This is a genomic window from Amycolatopsis sp., from assembly GCF_036008905.1.
Classification (GTDB): domain Bacteria; phylum Actinomycetota; class Actinomycetes; order Mycobacteriales; family Pseudonocardiaceae; genus Amycolatopsis.
Window position 1 is genome coordinate 1 of record NZ_DASYMU010000167.1, and the last position, 16,133, is coordinate 16,133.

15 protein-coding genes are annotated in these 16,133 nt (G+C 67.5%); 10 read left to right on the forward strand and 5 right to left on the reverse strand.

The annotated features are described in order from the left end of the window. The 3 genes from VGP60_RS28880 to VGP60_RS28890 all read left to right on the forward strand — a co-directional run. On the forward strand, positions 1–412 hold a 412-nt coding region (locus VGP60_RS28880; RefSeq protein ID WP_327551278.1), incomplete at its 5' end, for a sugar ABC transporter permease. Next, the gene (locus VGP60_RS28885) at positions 412–1,254 is read left to right on the forward strand and encodes a carbohydrate ABC transporter permease (RefSeq protein WP_327551279.1); all 843 of its coding nucleotides are present in this window, start codon (positions 412–414) and stop codon (positions 1,252–1,254) included. The genes VGP60_RS28880 and VGP60_RS28885, both read left to right, overlap by 1 nt. 2 nt (positions 1,255–1,256) lie before the next feature. Next, positions 1,257–2,438 carry a sn-glycerol-3-phosphate ABC transporter ATP-binding protein UgpC gene (locus VGP60_RS28890; RefSeq protein WP_327551280.1) on the forward strand — a complete coding sequence of 394 codons (1,182 nt, stop codon included), beginning with the start codon at positions 1,257–1,259 and terminating at the stop codon, positions 2,436–2,438. A 61-nt stretch (positions 2,439–2,499) separates the two neighbouring features. Here VGP60_RS28890 and VGP60_RS28895 read toward each other — a convergent pair whose 3' ends face one another. Beyond that, a complete protein-coding gene (locus VGP60_RS28895) occupies positions 2,500–2,841 on the reverse strand; it encodes an MmpS family transport accessory protein (RefSeq protein WP_327551281.1) in 342 nt (113 codons plus the stop codon). 110 nt (positions 2,842–2,951) lie between these two features. Further along, the gene (locus VGP60_RS28900) at positions 2,952–3,623 is read right to left on the reverse strand and encodes a TetR/AcrR family transcriptional regulator (RefSeq protein WP_327551282.1); all 672 of its coding nucleotides are present in this window, start codon (positions 3,621–3,623) and stop codon (positions 2,952–2,954) included. A gap of 102 nt (positions 3,624–3,725) precedes the next feature. Here VGP60_RS28900 and VGP60_RS28905 point away from each other — a divergent pair, with 102 nt between their 5' ends. The 7 genes from VGP60_RS28905 to VGP60_RS28935 all read left to right on the forward strand — a co-directional run bounded on the left by VGP60_RS28905 (position 3,726) and on the right by VGP60_RS28935 (position 13,285). Then, a complete protein-coding gene (locus tag VGP60_RS28905; protein ID WP_327551283.1) occupies positions 3,726–5,231 on the forward strand; it encodes an MFS transporter in 1,506 nt (501 codons plus the stop codon). Positions 5,232–5,392: 161 nt separating this feature from the next. Beyond that, a complete protein-coding gene (locus VGP60_RS28910; protein WP_327551284.1) occupies positions 5,393–6,913 on the forward strand; it encodes a serine protease in 1,521 nt (506 codons plus the stop codon). Next, positions 6,910–9,141: a serine/threonine-protein kinase gene (locus VGP60_RS28915; RefSeq protein ID WP_327551285.1), complete on the forward strand. Its 2,232-nt coding sequence runs from the start codon at positions 6,910–6,912 to the stop codon at positions 9,139–9,141. The genes VGP60_RS28910 and VGP60_RS28915 overlap by 4 nt, the downstream gene beginning before the upstream one ends. A gap of 8 nt (positions 9,142–9,149) precedes the next feature. Further along, positions 9,150–10,559, forward strand: a complete 1,410-nt coding sequence (locus VGP60_RS28920; protein ID WP_327551286.1) for a vWA domain-containing protein — start codon at positions 9,150–9,152, stop codon at positions 10,557–10,559. Next, positions 10,556–11,644 carry a hypothetical protein gene (locus tag VGP60_RS28925; RefSeq protein ID WP_327551287.1) on the forward strand — a complete coding sequence of 363 codons (1,089 nt, stop codon included), beginning with the start codon at positions 10,556–10,558 and terminating at the stop codon, positions 11,642–11,644. Before VGP60_RS28920 ends, VGP60_RS28925 begins: the two co-directional genes overlap by 4 nt. Further along, a complete protein-coding gene (locus VGP60_RS28930; RefSeq protein WP_327551288.1) occupies positions 11,641–12,921 on the forward strand; it encodes an ABC transporter substrate-binding protein in 1,281 nt (426 codons plus the stop codon). The genes VGP60_RS28925 and VGP60_RS28930 overlap by 4 nt, the downstream gene beginning before the upstream one ends. A gap of 25 nt (positions 12,922–12,946) precedes the next feature. Then, positions 12,947–13,285 (forward strand): CU044_2847 family protein, encoded by a 339-nt coding sequence (locus tag VGP60_RS28935; RefSeq protein WP_327551289.1) that lies wholly within the window; start codon positions 12,947–12,949, stop codon positions 13,283–13,285. 75 nt (positions 13,286–13,360) lie between these two features. Here VGP60_RS28935 and VGP60_RS28940 read toward each other — a convergent pair whose 3' ends face one another. From VGP60_RS28940 to corA, 3 genes are all read right to left on the reverse strand, one after another. After that, complete coding sequence (locus tag VGP60_RS28940; protein ID WP_327551290.1) at positions 13,361–14,203, reverse strand: chromosome partitioning protein ParB; 843 nt, start codon at positions 14,201–14,203, stop codon at positions 13,361–13,363. After that, positions 14,200–14,853, reverse strand: coding sequence for a metallophosphoesterase family protein (locus VGP60_RS28945; RefSeq protein ID WP_327551291.1), 654 nt, complete (start codon positions 14,851–14,853; stop codon positions 14,200–14,202). Before VGP60_RS28945 ends, VGP60_RS28940 begins: the two co-directional genes overlap by 4 nt. A gap of 195 nt (positions 14,854–15,048) precedes the next feature. Beyond that, a partial coding sequence (corA, locus tag VGP60_RS28950) for a magnesium/cobalt transporter CorA (protein ID WP_327551292.1) occupies positions 15,049–16,133 on the reverse strand: 1,085 nt, incomplete at its 5' end.

Here is a 16,133-nt window from a genome sequence, read left to right on the forward strand (position 1 = left end):
CCTGGCCGAGGTCTGGAAGACGACGCCGTTCATGGCGCTGCTGCTGCTGGCCGGGCTCGCTCTGGTCCCCGAGGACCTGCAGAAGGCCGCCAAGGTGGACGGGGCCACCGCCTGGCAGCGCTTCACCCGGATCACCCTGCCCCTGATGAAGCCGGCGATCCTGGTGGCGCTGCTGTTCCGCACACTGGACGCGTTCCGGATCTTCGACAACATCTTCGTGCTCACGAACGGAGCGCAAGACACGTCGTCGGTATCCATGCAGACCTACAACAACCTCATAAAAGGGTTGAACCTCGGGATCGGCTCGACGATGGCCGTGCTGATCTTCATCACGGTCGCGATCATGGCGTTCATCTTCATCAAGATCTTCGGTGCCTCGGCGCCCGGCAGCGACCCAGGAGGTAAGCGCTGATGGTCATGGGAGGCGCGGTCACATCCGGCCGCAAGATCAGATGGGGACTTGTCGACATCCTGGTGCTGGTGTTCGCACTGGTGCCGGTGCTCTGGGTCGTTTCACTGTCCTTCAAGACAAAGGAAACCCTGACCGACGGGAACTTCATCCCGCAGGCATGGACTTTCCAGAACTACGCGGACATCTTCGCCACAACGGAGTTCATCCGGGCATTGGTGAACTCGATCGGGATCGCGATCATCGCCACGGTGATCGCGGTCGTGCTCGGCACGATGGCGGCGTACGCCATCGCCAGGCTCGACTTCCCCGGCAAACAGATCCTGGTGGGGCTTTCGCTGCTGATCGCGATGTTCCCGCAGGTGTCACTGGTGACGCCGCTGTTCAACATCGAGCGTCAACTCGGCCTGTTCGACACCTGGCCGGGGCTGATCCTGCCGTACATCACGTTCGCGCTGCCGCTGTCGATCTACACGCTTTCCGCGTTCTTCCGGGAAATCCCCTGGGAGCTCGAGAAAGCCGCGAAGATGGACGGCGCGACGCCGGCGCAGGCGTTCCGCAAGGTGATCGCGCCGCTGGCCGCGCCGGGCGTGTTCACCACCGCGATCCTGGTGTTCATCCTGTGCTGGAACGACTTCCTGTTCGCCATCTCGCTGACGTCCACCGAGGCGTCACGCACGGTGCCGGCGGCGTTGTCGTTCTTCACCGGGTCTTCGCAGTTCGAGGACCCGACCGGGACGATCTCCGCGGCCGCCGTGGTGATCACCATCCCGATCATTGTGTTCGTGTTGATCTTCCAGCGTCGCATCGTGGCGGGGCTGACGTCTGGTGCGGTGAAGGGGTAAGCATGGCTGAGATCGTTCTGGACAAGGTGAGCAAGAAGTACCCCGACGGCGCGCTCGCGGTGTCCGAAGTGGACATCACCATCGACGACGGTGAGTTCCTGGTGCTGGTCGGGCCGTCCGGCTGCGGCAAGTCGACCCTGCTGAACATGGTGGCGGGCTTGGAGGACATCTCGGCGGGCGAGCTGCGCATCGACGGCCGGCGGGTCAACGAGAAGGCGCCGAAGGACCGGGACATCGCGATGGTGTTCCAGTCCTACGCGCTGTACCCGCATATGACCGTCCGCGAGAACATGGCGTTCCCGCTGCGACTGGCCAAAGTGGACGACCGGACGGTGAACTCGAAGGTCGACGAGGCCGCCAAGATCCTTGATCTGACGGCACATCTCGACCGCCGCCCGGCCAACCTCTCCGGTGGGCAGCGGCAGCGGGTGGCGATGGGACGCGCGATCGTGCGTAACCCCAAGGCCTTCCTGATGGACGAGCCACTGTCCAACCTGGACGCGAAGCTGCGCGGCCAGATGCGGACCTCGGTGTCGAAGATCCAGAAGCAGCTGGGCACGACCACGCTGTACGTCACGCACGACCAGACCGAGGCCATGACCCTCGGGGACCGGGTCGTCGTGCTGCGGGGCGGGCATGTCCAGCAGATCGGTTCGCCGCAGTTCCTCTACGAGAACCCGGCGAACCTGTTCGTGGCCGGGTTCATCGGCTCGCCGTCGATGAACTTCGTCCCGGCGACGCTGGAGAACGGCACCCTGCGCAGCCCGCTCGGCACGGTCGAGCTGACCGACAGGGTGCGCCGGCTCGTCGAGGCCGCGGACGCGCCGCGTGAGGTGATCGCCGGGGTCCGCCCGGAGCACTTCGAAGACGCGGGGCTGCTCGACGACAGCCAGAAGCGCGGCGGTTCGACGTTCACCGCGCAGGTGGACGTCTTGGAGTCGATGGGCTCGGAGAAGTACGCCCACTTCACCGTCGAGGGTGAGCAGGCGACCACGTCGGAACTCGCGGAGCTGGCCGCCGACAGCGGTTCCTCCGACGTCCCGGGTGGTGGCTCGGCGATCGTCACGCGACTGTCGTCGGCCTCGTCGGCACGTGAGGGCCAGCCGCTCGACGTCTGGTTCAACGCCGACAAGGTGCAGTTGTTCGACCCCTCCACGGGGAAGAACCTGACCTACTCGGAGTAGTTTCCAGTGGTACGTGAAGGCCCCCTTCACCGCGTCTGACGCTGTGAAGGGGGCCTTCACGTCATTCCTGGTTGTTCACGTGGCAGGTGACGGCGCCGTCCTGGTCGGCGACGCGCTCGTCACGCAGCCGGCCGTCGACGAAGATCCGGCAGACGGTCCCCGGTGCCGCGTCCGTGACACTCAGGTCGTTGAAGCCGAAGCCCACGGATTGCTTGTCCTGCCAGGGAAGTTTCCGGGAAGCCGGCCGTGGGTTCTTCTCCCCGCCGGCGAAGCTCGACTGGACGGTCGCCTCCCGCGGCCCGGCGACCTCCATCCGGACTTCCCAGCTTTTGCCCACGCCGCACGCAGAAAGCGCCAGCACCGCACCCAGCAGCGCACCTAGCTGCACTACCCCAAGCCGCACGTTCCCGTCCTCTCCACTTGTTCCCCCGACGGGGACAAGCTTCGCGGCGGGACGGCGGTGTGTGGCTCGGCCGGATGACCCGATTTCGGTGGGGCACCTCAGTCAAGTGGTCAGTGGTGCGGATGCCAGTTGCACATCGCGACGTCGAGGGTCTCTTCGTCGAGCGGCCCGCACGCGAGCGCCGACGGCGCGCCGGGCTGGGCCCTGAGGCCGTCGAGCAGCATGCCGAGGTAGCGCCGCCACAGACCCGGCTGGACGTCGTGGGCGTACTCCGCGACCGAGCCGATCATCAGGTGCAGCAGCGCGAGGTCGCTCGGGCGGACGTCGGCGCGCAGTTGCCCGGACGCCTGAGCACGTTCGACGAGCCGGTTGCAGACCGGGATCATCTCCTCCTTGGCGTGCGCGACCTTGTCCTGGCCGAAGGTGGTCGACAGCATGACATCGCGAAGTCCTCTGTCCTCGGCGTGGAGTTCGGCCGTCTTCCAGGCGAACATGACGAAGCCGTCCCACGGGTCCGGCTCCGTGAGCGCCTTCTCGGCCAGCTCGGTGATTTCCTCGAACTTGGCCACGAAAAGCGCCTCTACCAGGTGCTCCTTGCTCGGGAACCGTCGATAAACGGTGCCCACGCCGAGCCCGGCGTAGTGCGCGATGTCGTCAAGGGTGGCTTCCAGTCCTCGTTCACCGAAGACCACCTTGGCGGCGGCAATGATCTTCTGCCGATTCAATTCGGCGTCACGCCGCAGCGGTCGCGCCGTTGCGACGGGACATGTGTCCCTGGTCATGCCGCCATCTTAGCAAAAGTAGAGGCAGCATCTCCACTTAGTGTGTACCTTGGTCAACATAAGAGGAGATACCTACTCCACATAATCTGCGAGGACCACTTCATGTCACAGGCAACTGTCGCCGCTCCCATGCCGGAGGATACGGCCGAGCACGGCAGCAATCCGCACCACGCCCGGCGCTGGCTGATCCTGGTCGTGATCGGGCTGGCCCAGCTGATGGTCGTGCTCGACGCGACGATCGTGAACATCGCGCTGCCGTCCGCGCAGCACAGTCTTGGTTTCACCGATGGCGCCCGCCAGTGGGTCGTCACCGCTTACGCCCTTGCCTTCGGCAGCCTGTTGCTGCTCGGCGGCCGCGCGGCCGACCTCTTCGGCCGCAAGCGGGCCCTGATCGTCGGGCTCGCCGGTTTCGCCATCGCCTCCGCCGTCGGTGGTGCCGCCAACGGCATCGAGATGCTGCTGATCGCCCGTGCCGCGCAGGGTGTCTTCGGCGCGCTGCTCGCGCCGGCCGCTTTGGCGCTGCTGACCACGACGTTCACCGACCCCAAGGAACGCGGTAAGGCGTTCGGTGTCTTCGGCGCCATCGGTGGTGGCGGGGCCGCGGTAGGCCTGCTGCTCGGTGGCGTGCTGACCGAGTACCTCGACTGGCGCTGGTGCATGTTCGTGAACATCATCTTCGCCATCATCGCGCTGGCCGGTGCCACGGTCCTGCTGCGCCACGAGGACGCCCCCGGTGAGCGGCCCAAGCTCGACATCCCAGGTGCGGTTTCCGCGACGGCCGGTCTGTTCGCGCTGGTCTACGGCTTCTCCAACGCCACTTCGGACGACTGGTCCTCGGCGTCGGTCTGGGGTTTCCTGGCCGCCGGGGCCGCGCTGCTCGTCACGTTCGTCGTCCTGCAGACCCGGGTCGCCCACCCGCTGCTGCCGATGCGGGTACTGCTCGACCGCAACCGCGGCGGGTCGTACCTGGCGATGTTCCTGCTGGCGATCGGCATGTTCTCGATCTTCCTGTTCCTGACCTTCTACGTGCAGCAGAACCTCAGCTTCACGCCGATCCAGAGCGGCTTGGCGTTCATGCCGATGGTGGCCACACTGATGATCGCCGCCATCTCGGCGACGGCCGTCCTGCTGCCCCGGTTCGGGCCGAAGCCGCTGGTGACACTCGGCATGCTGATCGCGGCCGGAGGCATGTGGTGGCTCAGCTACATCGACACCACCAGCACCTACGCCGACGGCGTGCTGTTCCCGCTGATGGTCGCCGGTGTGGGCATCGGCCTGTCCATGGCGCCGGCGATGAGCGTCGCCGTCCTGGGTGTCGACGCCCACGACGCCGGGGTCGCCTCGGCCACGGCGAACACCGCGCAGCAGATCGGTGGCTCCATCGGCACCGCACTGCTGAGCACGATCGCCGCCAACGCCGCGACGTCGTTCATCGTGGGTAAGGAGTCTTCGCAGCAACTGATGGCCGAAGCCGCGGTGCACAGCTACACCACCGCGTTCGCCTGGGCCGCCGGGATCTTCGCCCTCGGCGCGGTCGCCTGCGGACTGCTGCTCCGGCCGGGCGTTCCGGTGATCGACTCGGACGCTCCCGCCGCGGTGCACATGTAACCGTCCGGAAAATGCCATGAAGGGCCCCTTCCTTTCGATTTTCGAGAGGAAGGGGCCCTTCATGGCATTCACGGCCCCGTGATCGGCTGATCGGGTGACGTCCGGCGTCAAGTCCCGGCGTAGCCCCATCGCCCGGTCCGGTTTCCGTATCGTCGGCTGCGGTGAAGGTCGACGACGGGGTTGTTGCGGGGCGCGCAAGCGGTTCGAAGCTGTGGCGGGTGTGCATCCGCGACATCGCGGGGGAGTCGCTGGGCGCCGGAATCGCGCTGGGCGAAGGGTTCGTCCTCACCTGCGCGCATGTCGTCGAACCCGCCGGAGACCCGGTTTCGGTTCCCGGCATGGAAGTTCTCGTCAATTTCGTCGGGCTGCCCGGCTCGCCTTCCGCCCGCGCCACCGTGGTTCCCGGCTGCTGGCAGCCCGCGCGTGAGGACGGCAGCGCCGACATCGCGTTGCTGCGGCTGGCGCCCGGCTCGCCGGAGGTGCCCGGTGCGAGGCTGCACCGGCTGCCCGAACCGGCGCACCGGACAGTACGCACATTCGGCTTTCCCGATCGGCTCAGCCACGGCGTCTGGGCGTTCGGCACGCTCGCCGGACCGTCCGGGCCCGCCGACGAATGGGTCCAGGTCGATTCGCAGTTGCCCGGCCAGCGCGTGCGCCGCGGCTTCAGCGGCTCGGGGGTCATCGACGACTACACCGGTGCCGTCGTCGGCATGGTCGTCACCGAATTCACCGACGAAACGCAGCGCCTGGCGTGGATGATCCCGGTCGCCACCATCGTCCGGTACGCCCGCGAGGTCCGGCGCTGGGTCGGTGCCGATCTCGCCCCGCTGCCTCCGCCCGGTGTGGTGATGACCGTCGGCGGCCCGATCGCCAAAGGGCTCGATCCCTTACAGGGCGCGATAAAAACCACCGTGAACGCCGCCGAAAGCACTCCGGACGAAGTGCGTCGATGGATCGAAGGCAGGCTCAGCACGGCGTTGTCGGCCTCCGGCGGCACCGACGCGCGGAAGGCGCCGCCGGTGACGGTGGCACTGGCGGGCATCGACGAATCCAGCCAACCGGAGGAAATGCTCCACAAGGTCGTCAAGCCGTTGCTCGACGACGGCACCGAGGTGGAAATCCATTTCAGCGGGGAGAACTCGCCGGGACTGGGGCTTGTCCGGGAATGGCTGCGCGAGGAAATCCAGCGCAGGGCCGAAAAACTCTCCCTCCGCGTCGAAAGTGTCGAAGCCGAGGAATCGGAACTCCGTGAGCTGGCCGGGAAACTGGCTCGGCGTGTCGAACCGGTGCCCGAGGTTCCGTGGGTCTCGATCGATCTGCAACTCCGTGCCCGCGCGGTGGCCGGTGCGCCTCCCGAGGTCGACCCGGCGCTGGTGCGTCACAAACTGGCCTCCACCGAGCGTAAGACCGAACGCGCTTGGCAGGCGCTCACCAGGGTTCGCGAGGAACTGGAGTCCCGCCGAGAACGTCACGAGGAGCTGAAAGGCCTGCTGCGCGGGTACAACGCCCGCGCCCGGGATCACGGACTCGTGGAAGACGAAGAACTGGCCGCGTTGTACCGCTCCGCCGCGCAGGAGATCGCCGCCGGGCCGTGTTCGCTGCCGTTGGCCGAAGAACTGGTCGAGAACTACGTGCGAGCGGTCCGGCGCCGGATCGACGGCGAACCGGAGGCGGTCACGTGACCGGGGAAATCCTGATGTGCCACGGGGAACCGGTCAGTTCCACCGGCTTCTGCGACGTCTGCGGTGAGCGGGTGGTCGCCGATCGGCAGACCATGGCGACCACCGTGACCTCGGCGACCTCGACGCTGTCCTCGCCGACGGTCGGGTTCACCACCATGGCCACCGGCAGGCGCGGGTTCGACGGCGAGCCCGGCGGCGCGGCCGAGTTCGCCCAGCTGCCGCCGCTCGACATGCCGGACCCGGCCGGTGCCCTGCTCGTCGATCCGCACTATCCCGAGCACCGCCAGTTCTGCGGCAATCCGGCCTGTCACCGCCCGGTCGGCCGCGGTTATCAGGGGCAGCCTCCGTTGACCCACGGGTCCTGTGGCCATTGTGGACTGGACTTCGACTTCTCGCCCAAGCTCAAGCCCGGCGAACTACTGGCCGGCCGGTACGACATCGTCGGCTGGCTCGCGCACGGCGGCCTCGGCTGGGTGTACCTCGCGAAGGACACCGCGCTCGGCGGAATTTACGTGGCCATCAAGGGCGTGATCAACCCGACCGACGCGCAGGCGCGGGAGCTCGCGGTGGTCGAACGAGACGTCCTCATCCGGCTCCAGCACGAGAACATCGTGCGGATCAGCAACTTCGTCCACCACCAGAACCCGCGCGACGGCAAGCCCGACGACTACCTCGTGATGGACTACGTCAACGGACTGACCCTGCGCCAGATGATCAAGACGAGCGCGGAGCTGACGGTCACGCACGTCGTCACCTACGGCCGCGCGATCCTCGCCGCGCTCGACTACCTGCACCGCGAACGCCTGCTGTACTGCGACATGAAGCCCGACAACGTCATCCACGGGGTCCGCGGGATCAAGGTCGTCGACCTCGGCGCGGCGCGAGCGATCAACGATCACACGAGCAAGCAGGTGGGCACCAAGCACTACCTGCCCGATCCCGCCGAACTCAAGGAACACGGCCTGTCGGAGCGGTCGGACATCCACACGGTCGGGAAGACGCTGCGGGAACTGCTCGATGCCGCACAGGACGCCGAAGCGTCCGACCTCTCGTTCGGGGTCGAGTCGCTCCGCCGGTTGCTGGACAGGGCGGTCAGCGGGTTCCATCAGCGGTTCCGGACCGTCGCGGAGATGGCCGAGCAGCTCGACGGCGTCCGGCGGGAACTTCTCGCGCTGCAGGGCCAGGGTCCGCTGCCCGCGCCGTCGCAACGGTTCGACAGCACGCCCGAACTGCTCGATTCCGGGCTCGGTGCCATCCCCGGTCTGGAGCGGTGGACGGCGACCGGCCCGGTTTCCCCAGTGTTCGACGACGGCCGTCCATCCCCGGCGGAGGCGGCGTCGAGGCTGCCGATTCCCTGGGCGGAGAAGGAGAACTCGGGTGAGGAGTCGGCCGCGCTCTTTCTGGACACCGCCTACGCGGCGGCGACTCCGAGCCGGCTGCTGGACAAGCTGAACACCTTCGGCCGGGATTCGGTGGACGTCGAATTCGCCCGCGTGCGCGCGTATCTCGTGCTGGGCGACCTCACGCACGCGGTGTCCGCGCTGGGCACGGCCGAACGGCTTTTGGGTACCACGGTCACCACGGACTGGCGGGTGCAGTGGCACCACGGATTGCTGGCTTTGGCGCGCGGCAAGACCGAACTCGCGGCGGCCGCGTTCGACCGGGTCTATTCGGCGTTGCCCGGCGAGGACGCGCCCAAACTGGCGCTGGGTTTCTGCTACGAACACCTGGACGCGGCCCGCTCACGTCAGTTCTACGAAGCGGTGTGGTGGCGGGACCACGCGCAGGCGAGCGCGGCTTTCGGGCTGGCGAGACTGCTCTTGCGCGGCAACGGTCCCGAGTGCCGGCGCGCCGCGGTGTCCATTTTGGACGGAGTGCGGCCGGTGTCCCGGCACTACGACGCGGCGAAGATCGCGACGGTCCGTATCCACGCGGCGACCCTGCCGTGCGGTCCGCCGGGGGCGGCCGATTTCGCCGAGGCGAACCGGCGGCTTCCCGAGCTGTACCTCGACAGCGGTGACGAGCACGGCGAGTTCCGGGAACGGCTGACCACGGTCGTCCGCGAGGCGGAGTTGGAGCGGGCGCTGGCCGACGGTGGTGACGAGCGGCGACCGCGGCTGGAGCTGGAGCGCTGCTACCGGTGGCTCGCCGGACGGGCCCGCGACGTCGGCGAGCACGGCACCCTGGTCGACCGCGCGAACGCCGTCCGCCCGAAGACGTGGATCTAGGGAGTGGGATGAACCAGCGGACCGGTTTCGCGCTCGAACTCAGCCAAGTCAAGTATCTGTCCACTTCGGACCACGTGATGGACTCGATCCTGAACGTCACGGCCAGTGGTGGCGAGGTCCCCGCCGAAGCCGCGGAAGTACTGCTCGTCGACTGTTCCGAGTCGATGGGCTGGGCGCCGACGAAGATCGCGGCGGCCAAACGCGCGACGGGAGCGGCCATCGACGTCTTGCGTGACGGCGTGTGGTTCGGCGTCGTACAGGGTACCGAATTCGCGACGATGGTGTACCCCAAGCACGCCGCGCTCGTCCGGGCCGATCCGCGGACCAGGGCCGAGGCGAAGGCGATGACGTCGAAACTCATCGCGGGCGGGCGCACCGCGATGAGCACCTGGCTGACCTTGGCGAAACGGTTGCTGGACGCCCACCCGGACGCCGTCCGGCACGCCGTCCTGCTCACCGACGGGATCAACGAAGCCGAGTCCGCCGAGCGCTTGACGGAGGTGCTCAACGAGTGTGAAGGCCATTTCGTCTGTGACGCCAGGGGAATCGGCGACGACTGGAATCCCGCTGAGCTCAGGCGTATCGCCGAAGTCCTGCGCGGTACGGCCGACGCGGTGGTGACCGACGCGGAACTGCCGGCGCACTTCGAGCGGATGATCCAGGCGGCGATGGTGAAAACGGTGCAGGAGCTGACTTTGCGCATCACCACCATGCCGTTCACCAAGCTCCGGTTCGTCAAACAGGTGCATCCGGCCGAAGTGGATCTCACCGATCGCTGTGTCGCCGCCGGGCGGAACACGCTGGAGCTGTCCACGGGTTCCTGGGGACAGGAGTACCGCGAATACCACGTCTGCCTGGAAGTCGACCTCGCCGGGAAGAAGATGGAGACCGACATCCAGCTGGGCAGGGTGTCGGTCGTCGAGGTCGCCGGTGGGGTGCGCACGCCCGGCGAGCCGGTGCCGATCATCGGCTGGGTGACCGACTTCGCCGAGCTGTCCAGCCAGCTGGACCGGAAGGTCGAGCGCTACACCGTGCAGGGCGAACTCGGCCGGGCCGTGCGCGCCGGGTGGGACGCGTTCGAGGCGGGCGACCGGGAGACGGCCGCCGAGAAATGGGGACTCGCCGTCCGGCTCGCCACCGAACTGGGCAACGAAACGATCCTGAAAACGTTGTGGCCACTGGTCGATGTCGAAGATGCCGCCGCGGGGCTGGTGCGGGTCAAGGACCAGGTGCGGCCAAGGGACGGGTTTTCCGCGGTGCTGCGCTCGAATGTTTCCGAGTTCGCCCCGGATTCGGACGTCGGCCGGGTCGTGCCGGGCAACGCCGGTGGTGCGGACCGGAAGTGCCCGCAGTGCGGGCGGATCGCGCCGCGGACCTTCGCGGTCTGTGAAGGCTGCGGCCGGCGGTTCACGTCATGAGCACGACCCGACGTGATCTGCTCCGGCTGCGCACGGCGCTGCTCGCGGTGACGGCGACGGTGTTCGTCGGCTCACTGGCGGCGTTCACCGGCGTGACGTCGACGGCCAAGGACGCGGCCGCGCGGTCCGCGCCTGCCGTGCTCGAAGTGATGGCGGCCCGGGCGGCGCTCGTGCACGCGGACAGCGCGGCGATGACGAGTTTCCGTACCGGGCAGGCGAAACTGGTCGGACCCGGTGCGCAGTACCAGAATCAGATCGCCATCGCGAGCCAGAACCTCGCCAGGGTCGCGGAGCACAACGCGGCCGGTGAGTCCGCGAGCCGCACGCTCCAGCTGGTCGAAGGCCTGGTGGTCGCTTACGGGCGCGGGATAGGGGACGCCGACGCGAGCTTCCGCGCGGACGGCCCGACGCCGCTCACGGTCGCGGCGCTCTGGTACGCCTCCGGGCTGATGCATGGCCGCGAGTCGGGGATCGTCGCCCAGCTCGACGAGTTGGCTGTCGCACAGCGGACCGCACTCGAAACGGAGTTGTCCGAGGGCTGGATGAACCCCGCCGGATCGCTGGTGTGGCTCGTGCCGATCGCGGTGCTACTGGGATTGCTGGTGGTGGCCCAGTTTTTCGGCGCCCGGCGGTTCCGGCGGAAGCTGAACCCGGCGCTGGTGGTGGCCACCCTGCTCGTGTTACTGGTGGCCGGGGCGACGTCGTCGGTGTTCTTCTCGCAGGATCGTGCCGATGTCGCGGGCGCAACCCTTGGCAAGGTGGTGAGCCAGTCGAAGACGCAGACCGACGCCGACGCGCTCAACGGGAAACGGGAACTCGAAAAGGTGCTCGCCCCGCACTGCGGTGAGTGCGGTGAATCGGTGAGCGCGTTCAAGGCCGGGCTCGGTGGCGAAGCGAGTAGTGGCGGCGACACCGTCCAGCGCGAGGTCGCCAACGGGGCGATCCAGGTCGACAACGAGCTGGATTCCGCCGACCGGAGCGGATTTCTCGAGTACTTCATTCCGCTGGGGACCGTGGCGATCGCCGCCTTGGTCCTGGTCGGACTCCGGCGCGGCATCGACGAATACAGGTATGGGGCGACATGAGAACCCTGCGCAGACTTTCCGTGTTCCTCGCCGCGGTGCTGGCCGCCGGCGCGTGTTCGATGGTGGACGCCGACAAGGGTCTCAGCGTGCTCGCGTCCTGGACCGGCGCCGAGGAGACAGCGTTCCTCAAGGTGCTCAAGGGTTTCGAAGACGAGACCGGCATCAAGGTGAACTACACCGGGACCAGGGCGCTCAACCAGGTGCTGCAGGCCGACGTCCAAAAAGGACAGGCACCCGACATCGCCGTGCTGCCCAGTCCCGGTGAGCTGGCGAACTACGTCCGCGGCGGCTATGTCCACGACGTCGACGGCATTCTCGGGGACCGGCCGGAGGAGTCGTACAGCAAGCAGTGGCTGAAGCTGCTGAAGGTGGAGACGGGCAAGATCCAGGCGGTACCGGTGAAAACAGACCTGAAGAGCATTGTCTGGTACAACCCGATCACCTTCGGCCGGCTGCCGCCGAAGAGCTGGGACGAGCTCACGGCGACCACCGATGCCCTGCGTGCGCGCGGTGTGGCACCGTGGTGTGTCGGCATGGGCGCGACACCGGCGTCCGGCTGGCCGGGGACGGACTGGATCGAGGACATCCTGCTGCACCAGTCCGGCCCGGCGACCTACCAGAGCTGGTCGGCGGGCACGCTCCGATGGGACTCGCCCGAGGTCAAACGGGCTTGGACGACTTGGGGTGGGCTGGTCACGACACCGGGTTCGGTGCACGGTGGCACCACCGCCGCGCTGCTGACCGAGTTCGGTGACGCGGGGCGCGGGATGTTCACCGGCCCGCCAGCCTGCATGATGGAACACCAGGGATCGTTCATGCTGGGCGGCTACCGGAACCAGGGCGTGCCGGGCCTGAACTTCGCGTACTTCCCTTTCCCTGCCTCGGCCGCCAACCCGAACGGCGCCTCCGAGGTGTCCGCAGACCTCGCCGCGATGTTCCGCCCCAGCGACAACGCGCGCCGGTTCATGGCCTACCTCGCCGACGAACGCGGACAGAAGGTGTGGCCCTCACTCGGCAGCGCGTTCTCCGCGAACAAAAAGGTGAACGTGTACGCCGACGACGTCAGCAGGAAGATCGCGGGACGCCTGATCTCCGAGGACCCCCTTTGTTTCGACGCGTCGGACCTGATGCCCGCCACCATGAGCGACGCCTTCTCCCGCGCGGCACTGGAGTATCTCGGCGACCCCGCGAGCCTCGACTCGCTCCTCGACAGCCTCGAAAAAGTACGCACCGGAATCGATCCGGTCGACCAGCTGGAGGTCGCGTGCGGAGGATGACCATCCCAACAGGAGGAACACAATCGTGGTGGAACTGGCCAGGTTCGAACTCGAAGGCGGCGGCTCGGTGTCGGTCGAAGTCGAAGCACAACAGGGAACCGTCCGGGCGGGCAAGGCGGCCACGGTCATCCAGGAGGCCGGGCAGTCCTTCGACCGCGCCCTCGCCGAAGTCCGTGACGCCGCTTCCGCCGCACTCGGCCAGTTCCGCTCCATGGCGCAACGGCCGGACGAGGTGGAGATCAAGTTCGGTGTGAAGGTGGACGCCCAAGTCGGCGCGGTGATCGCGAAAACCGGGATGCAGGGCCAGTTCGAGATCAAACTCAAGTGGGTCCGCGACACCCCGGACCCGGCGACCCCGGCCTGAAAAGTGGTATGAACGGACCTTTCATCTCAAAATTCGAGATGAAAGGTCCGTTCATGCCACTTTCGCCCCCGGGACCTACTTCGACTGGGCGCGGACGGCTTCGATGACGTCGTCGTCCCAGCGGTGCGTGCGGATCAAGCGGTAGCGCTCACCGGCGACCCACATGTACGCCTCCGCCTCGGTCCGGTCGCCGATCATGTCGGCCTGCTGCAGCATCTCCACCACCGGCACGTATTCCTCGTCGTACCAGCGTTGCGCGACCACTGCCCGTTCGAAGAACTTGCCTTCGTCCTGCATCAACCGGAAACCCCACGCCTCAACGTGTTCGCCGAGTTGCGCGTACTTCCAGGGATCCGGGAGCACGATCGACGCCCGCGCGTGGCCGGTCAGCGGTACGCGTTCCAGGAACAGCCGCCGGTAGTCCTTGACGATCAGGTCGCCGCGGTACCGGATCCCGCTGGGGTCCAGTTTGGTCCGCACCTCGGTGACGTAAGCCTCTATTGTGGACAGTCCCAGCGCGTGCGCCACCGAAACGCGGTGATGGCCGTCGATGATGAAATGCAGGTCCCCGATGCGGTAGACCTCGATCGGCGGGATCTCTTCGCCGCGCCGGGCCGCGAGGGCGAGTCGTTCCCAGCGTTCCCGTACGCGGCCAGAGGTCGGGCGGAAGCGCCGGTCGAAGTCGCGGCCGCGGTCGACGCTGCCGACGATCGAGTCGAGTTTGATCACCCGCGGCCCGAGCCGCCGCTCGCCCTGGTAACCGAGCGCGTCGACGACTTCGTTGAACGGCAACATGATGTTGACGTCGTCGGGCTCGCCGCGCAGCCATTTCGCGAGGCGGGAAAGGACCTGACGCCGCCGGGCGCGGAGGAAGTCGTGTTCCGCGTCCGCCCTGGGAAAACCGGTGTCCTTGTTCATGACGCGAACTCCATGACCTGATGGCCCACGACGTTGCGGAGCCTGGTTTCGCCGGCCGTGCGATCGGGCATCGGCTCGCCGTGCGGATGGATGTGGCCGTGCAGCAGCCATTTCGGCCGCAGCGCCTCGATGGTCCGGTGCAGGCACTCGAAACCGTGGTGCGGCGGGTCTTCTCGGTCGCCGAGGCCGCGCGGCGGCGCGTGCGTGAGCAGGACGTCGACACCCCGCCCGTCCTTGCGGCGCAGGCGTTCGGCGAGCCGGACGAGTTTGCGGGCGCGCCGGGCCTGTTGCCGTTCGGTCCACTGGTTCGGGCCGTCGTTGTAGCGGATCGACCCGCCGAGCCCGGCGACGCGCAGGCCGCCGACGTCCACGACGACGCCGTCGGCGTTGATCCCGCCCACCGGGCCGGGCCATTCGACCGGGAAACCGTCCTTAAGGGACAGTCCACTGTGGCGGGTATAGCCGGTCAGGTCCGGGTCGTGGTTGCCGGGGACGAACACGCAGGGTTTGTCCAGCGTTTCCGCCAGGAACTCCAGATACTCGAACGGCAGGTCACCGGCGCCGACGACGAGGTCGACCGAATAGGACAGGACGGCGTTCGTCCACAGCCGTTCGTCGACCTCGTCAGAGACCACCAGTGCCGTAGGCATGCGCCCAGCGTACGGCGCGTGGCCTCACTTGACGCCGTGTGCGAACCCCGGGTCCTTCACGATGACGGCGATGATCAGGAGGATCCAGACGAGCGCGGCGGTGAGGGCCCAGAACTTGAGGTTGGTCAGCAAACGTGGCATGGCAAAACTCCCGTACCTCGGGTGGGGAAAGAACAAGGGAGCGCTGGGAAAGCGCTAAAGCCATTGGTTCTTTCGGAATATTCGGTACAGCAGCAGGCAGATCCCCAGGATGATGACCATCACCATCGGGTAGCCGAACTGCCAATGCAGCTCGGGCATGTATTCGAAGTTCATGCCGTAGACGCCGACGACCATGGTCGGCACCGCGATGATCGCCGCCCACGCGGTGATCTTGCGCATGTCGGTGTTCTGCTGCAGCGAGATCTTCGCGACGGTGGCGTCGACCAGGGTGCTCAGCAGCTCGTCGAACGCCGCCACGCGCTCGGACACGGTCGCGAGGTGGTCCGCGACGTCGCGGAAGTAGGAGCGGACCACGTCCGGCACCAGCCGGGTGTAGCCCTCGGCCAGGCGGGAGAGCGGTGTGCCGAGCGGCATCACGGCGCGGCGCAGCTCCAGCACTTCCCGCTTCATCAGGTAGATCTGCTCGGCGCTCACCAGCGAGCGCGGCGCGAACACCTGCGCCTCGATCTCGTCGATGTCGGACTCGATCCGGCTGGTGACCTCCAGGTAGTGGTCGACCACGTGGTCGGCGATCGCGTGCACGACGGCGGCGGGCCCGAGGCCGAGGCGCTCCGGGTCGTCGTCGAGGTCACGGCGCAGCCGGGCCAGCCCGGAGTGGTTGCCGTGCCGGACGGTGATCACGAAGTCGCGGCCGAGGAACACCATCAGCTCGCCGGTCTCGACGATCTCGTTGGCCGTGGTCGGCGACTCGTGCTCCACGTAACGCACGGTCTTCACGACCATGAACAGCGTGTCGTCGTAGCGCTCCAGCTTGGGTCGCTGGTGCGCCTCCAGCGCGTCCTCCACGGCCAGCTCGTGCAGCCCGAACGTGTCCGCGACGCCCTGGATCTGCTCGGCGTCCGGCTCGTGCAGCCCGATCCAGACGAAGCCCGCGTGGCGCTTGCGGACCTCCTTGATGGCCTCGGAGTGCGTCCATCGCCCCGGCAGGCGTTTGCCCTCCACGTACACCGCGCAGTCGACCACATAGGCCGACAGCGGAACGGGGATCGGGCGCGGGGCCGCCGCCTTGGCGCGGTTGCCGCCGCGGCCTCGAAGGCCACCGAGCGAGGGAATGGCAG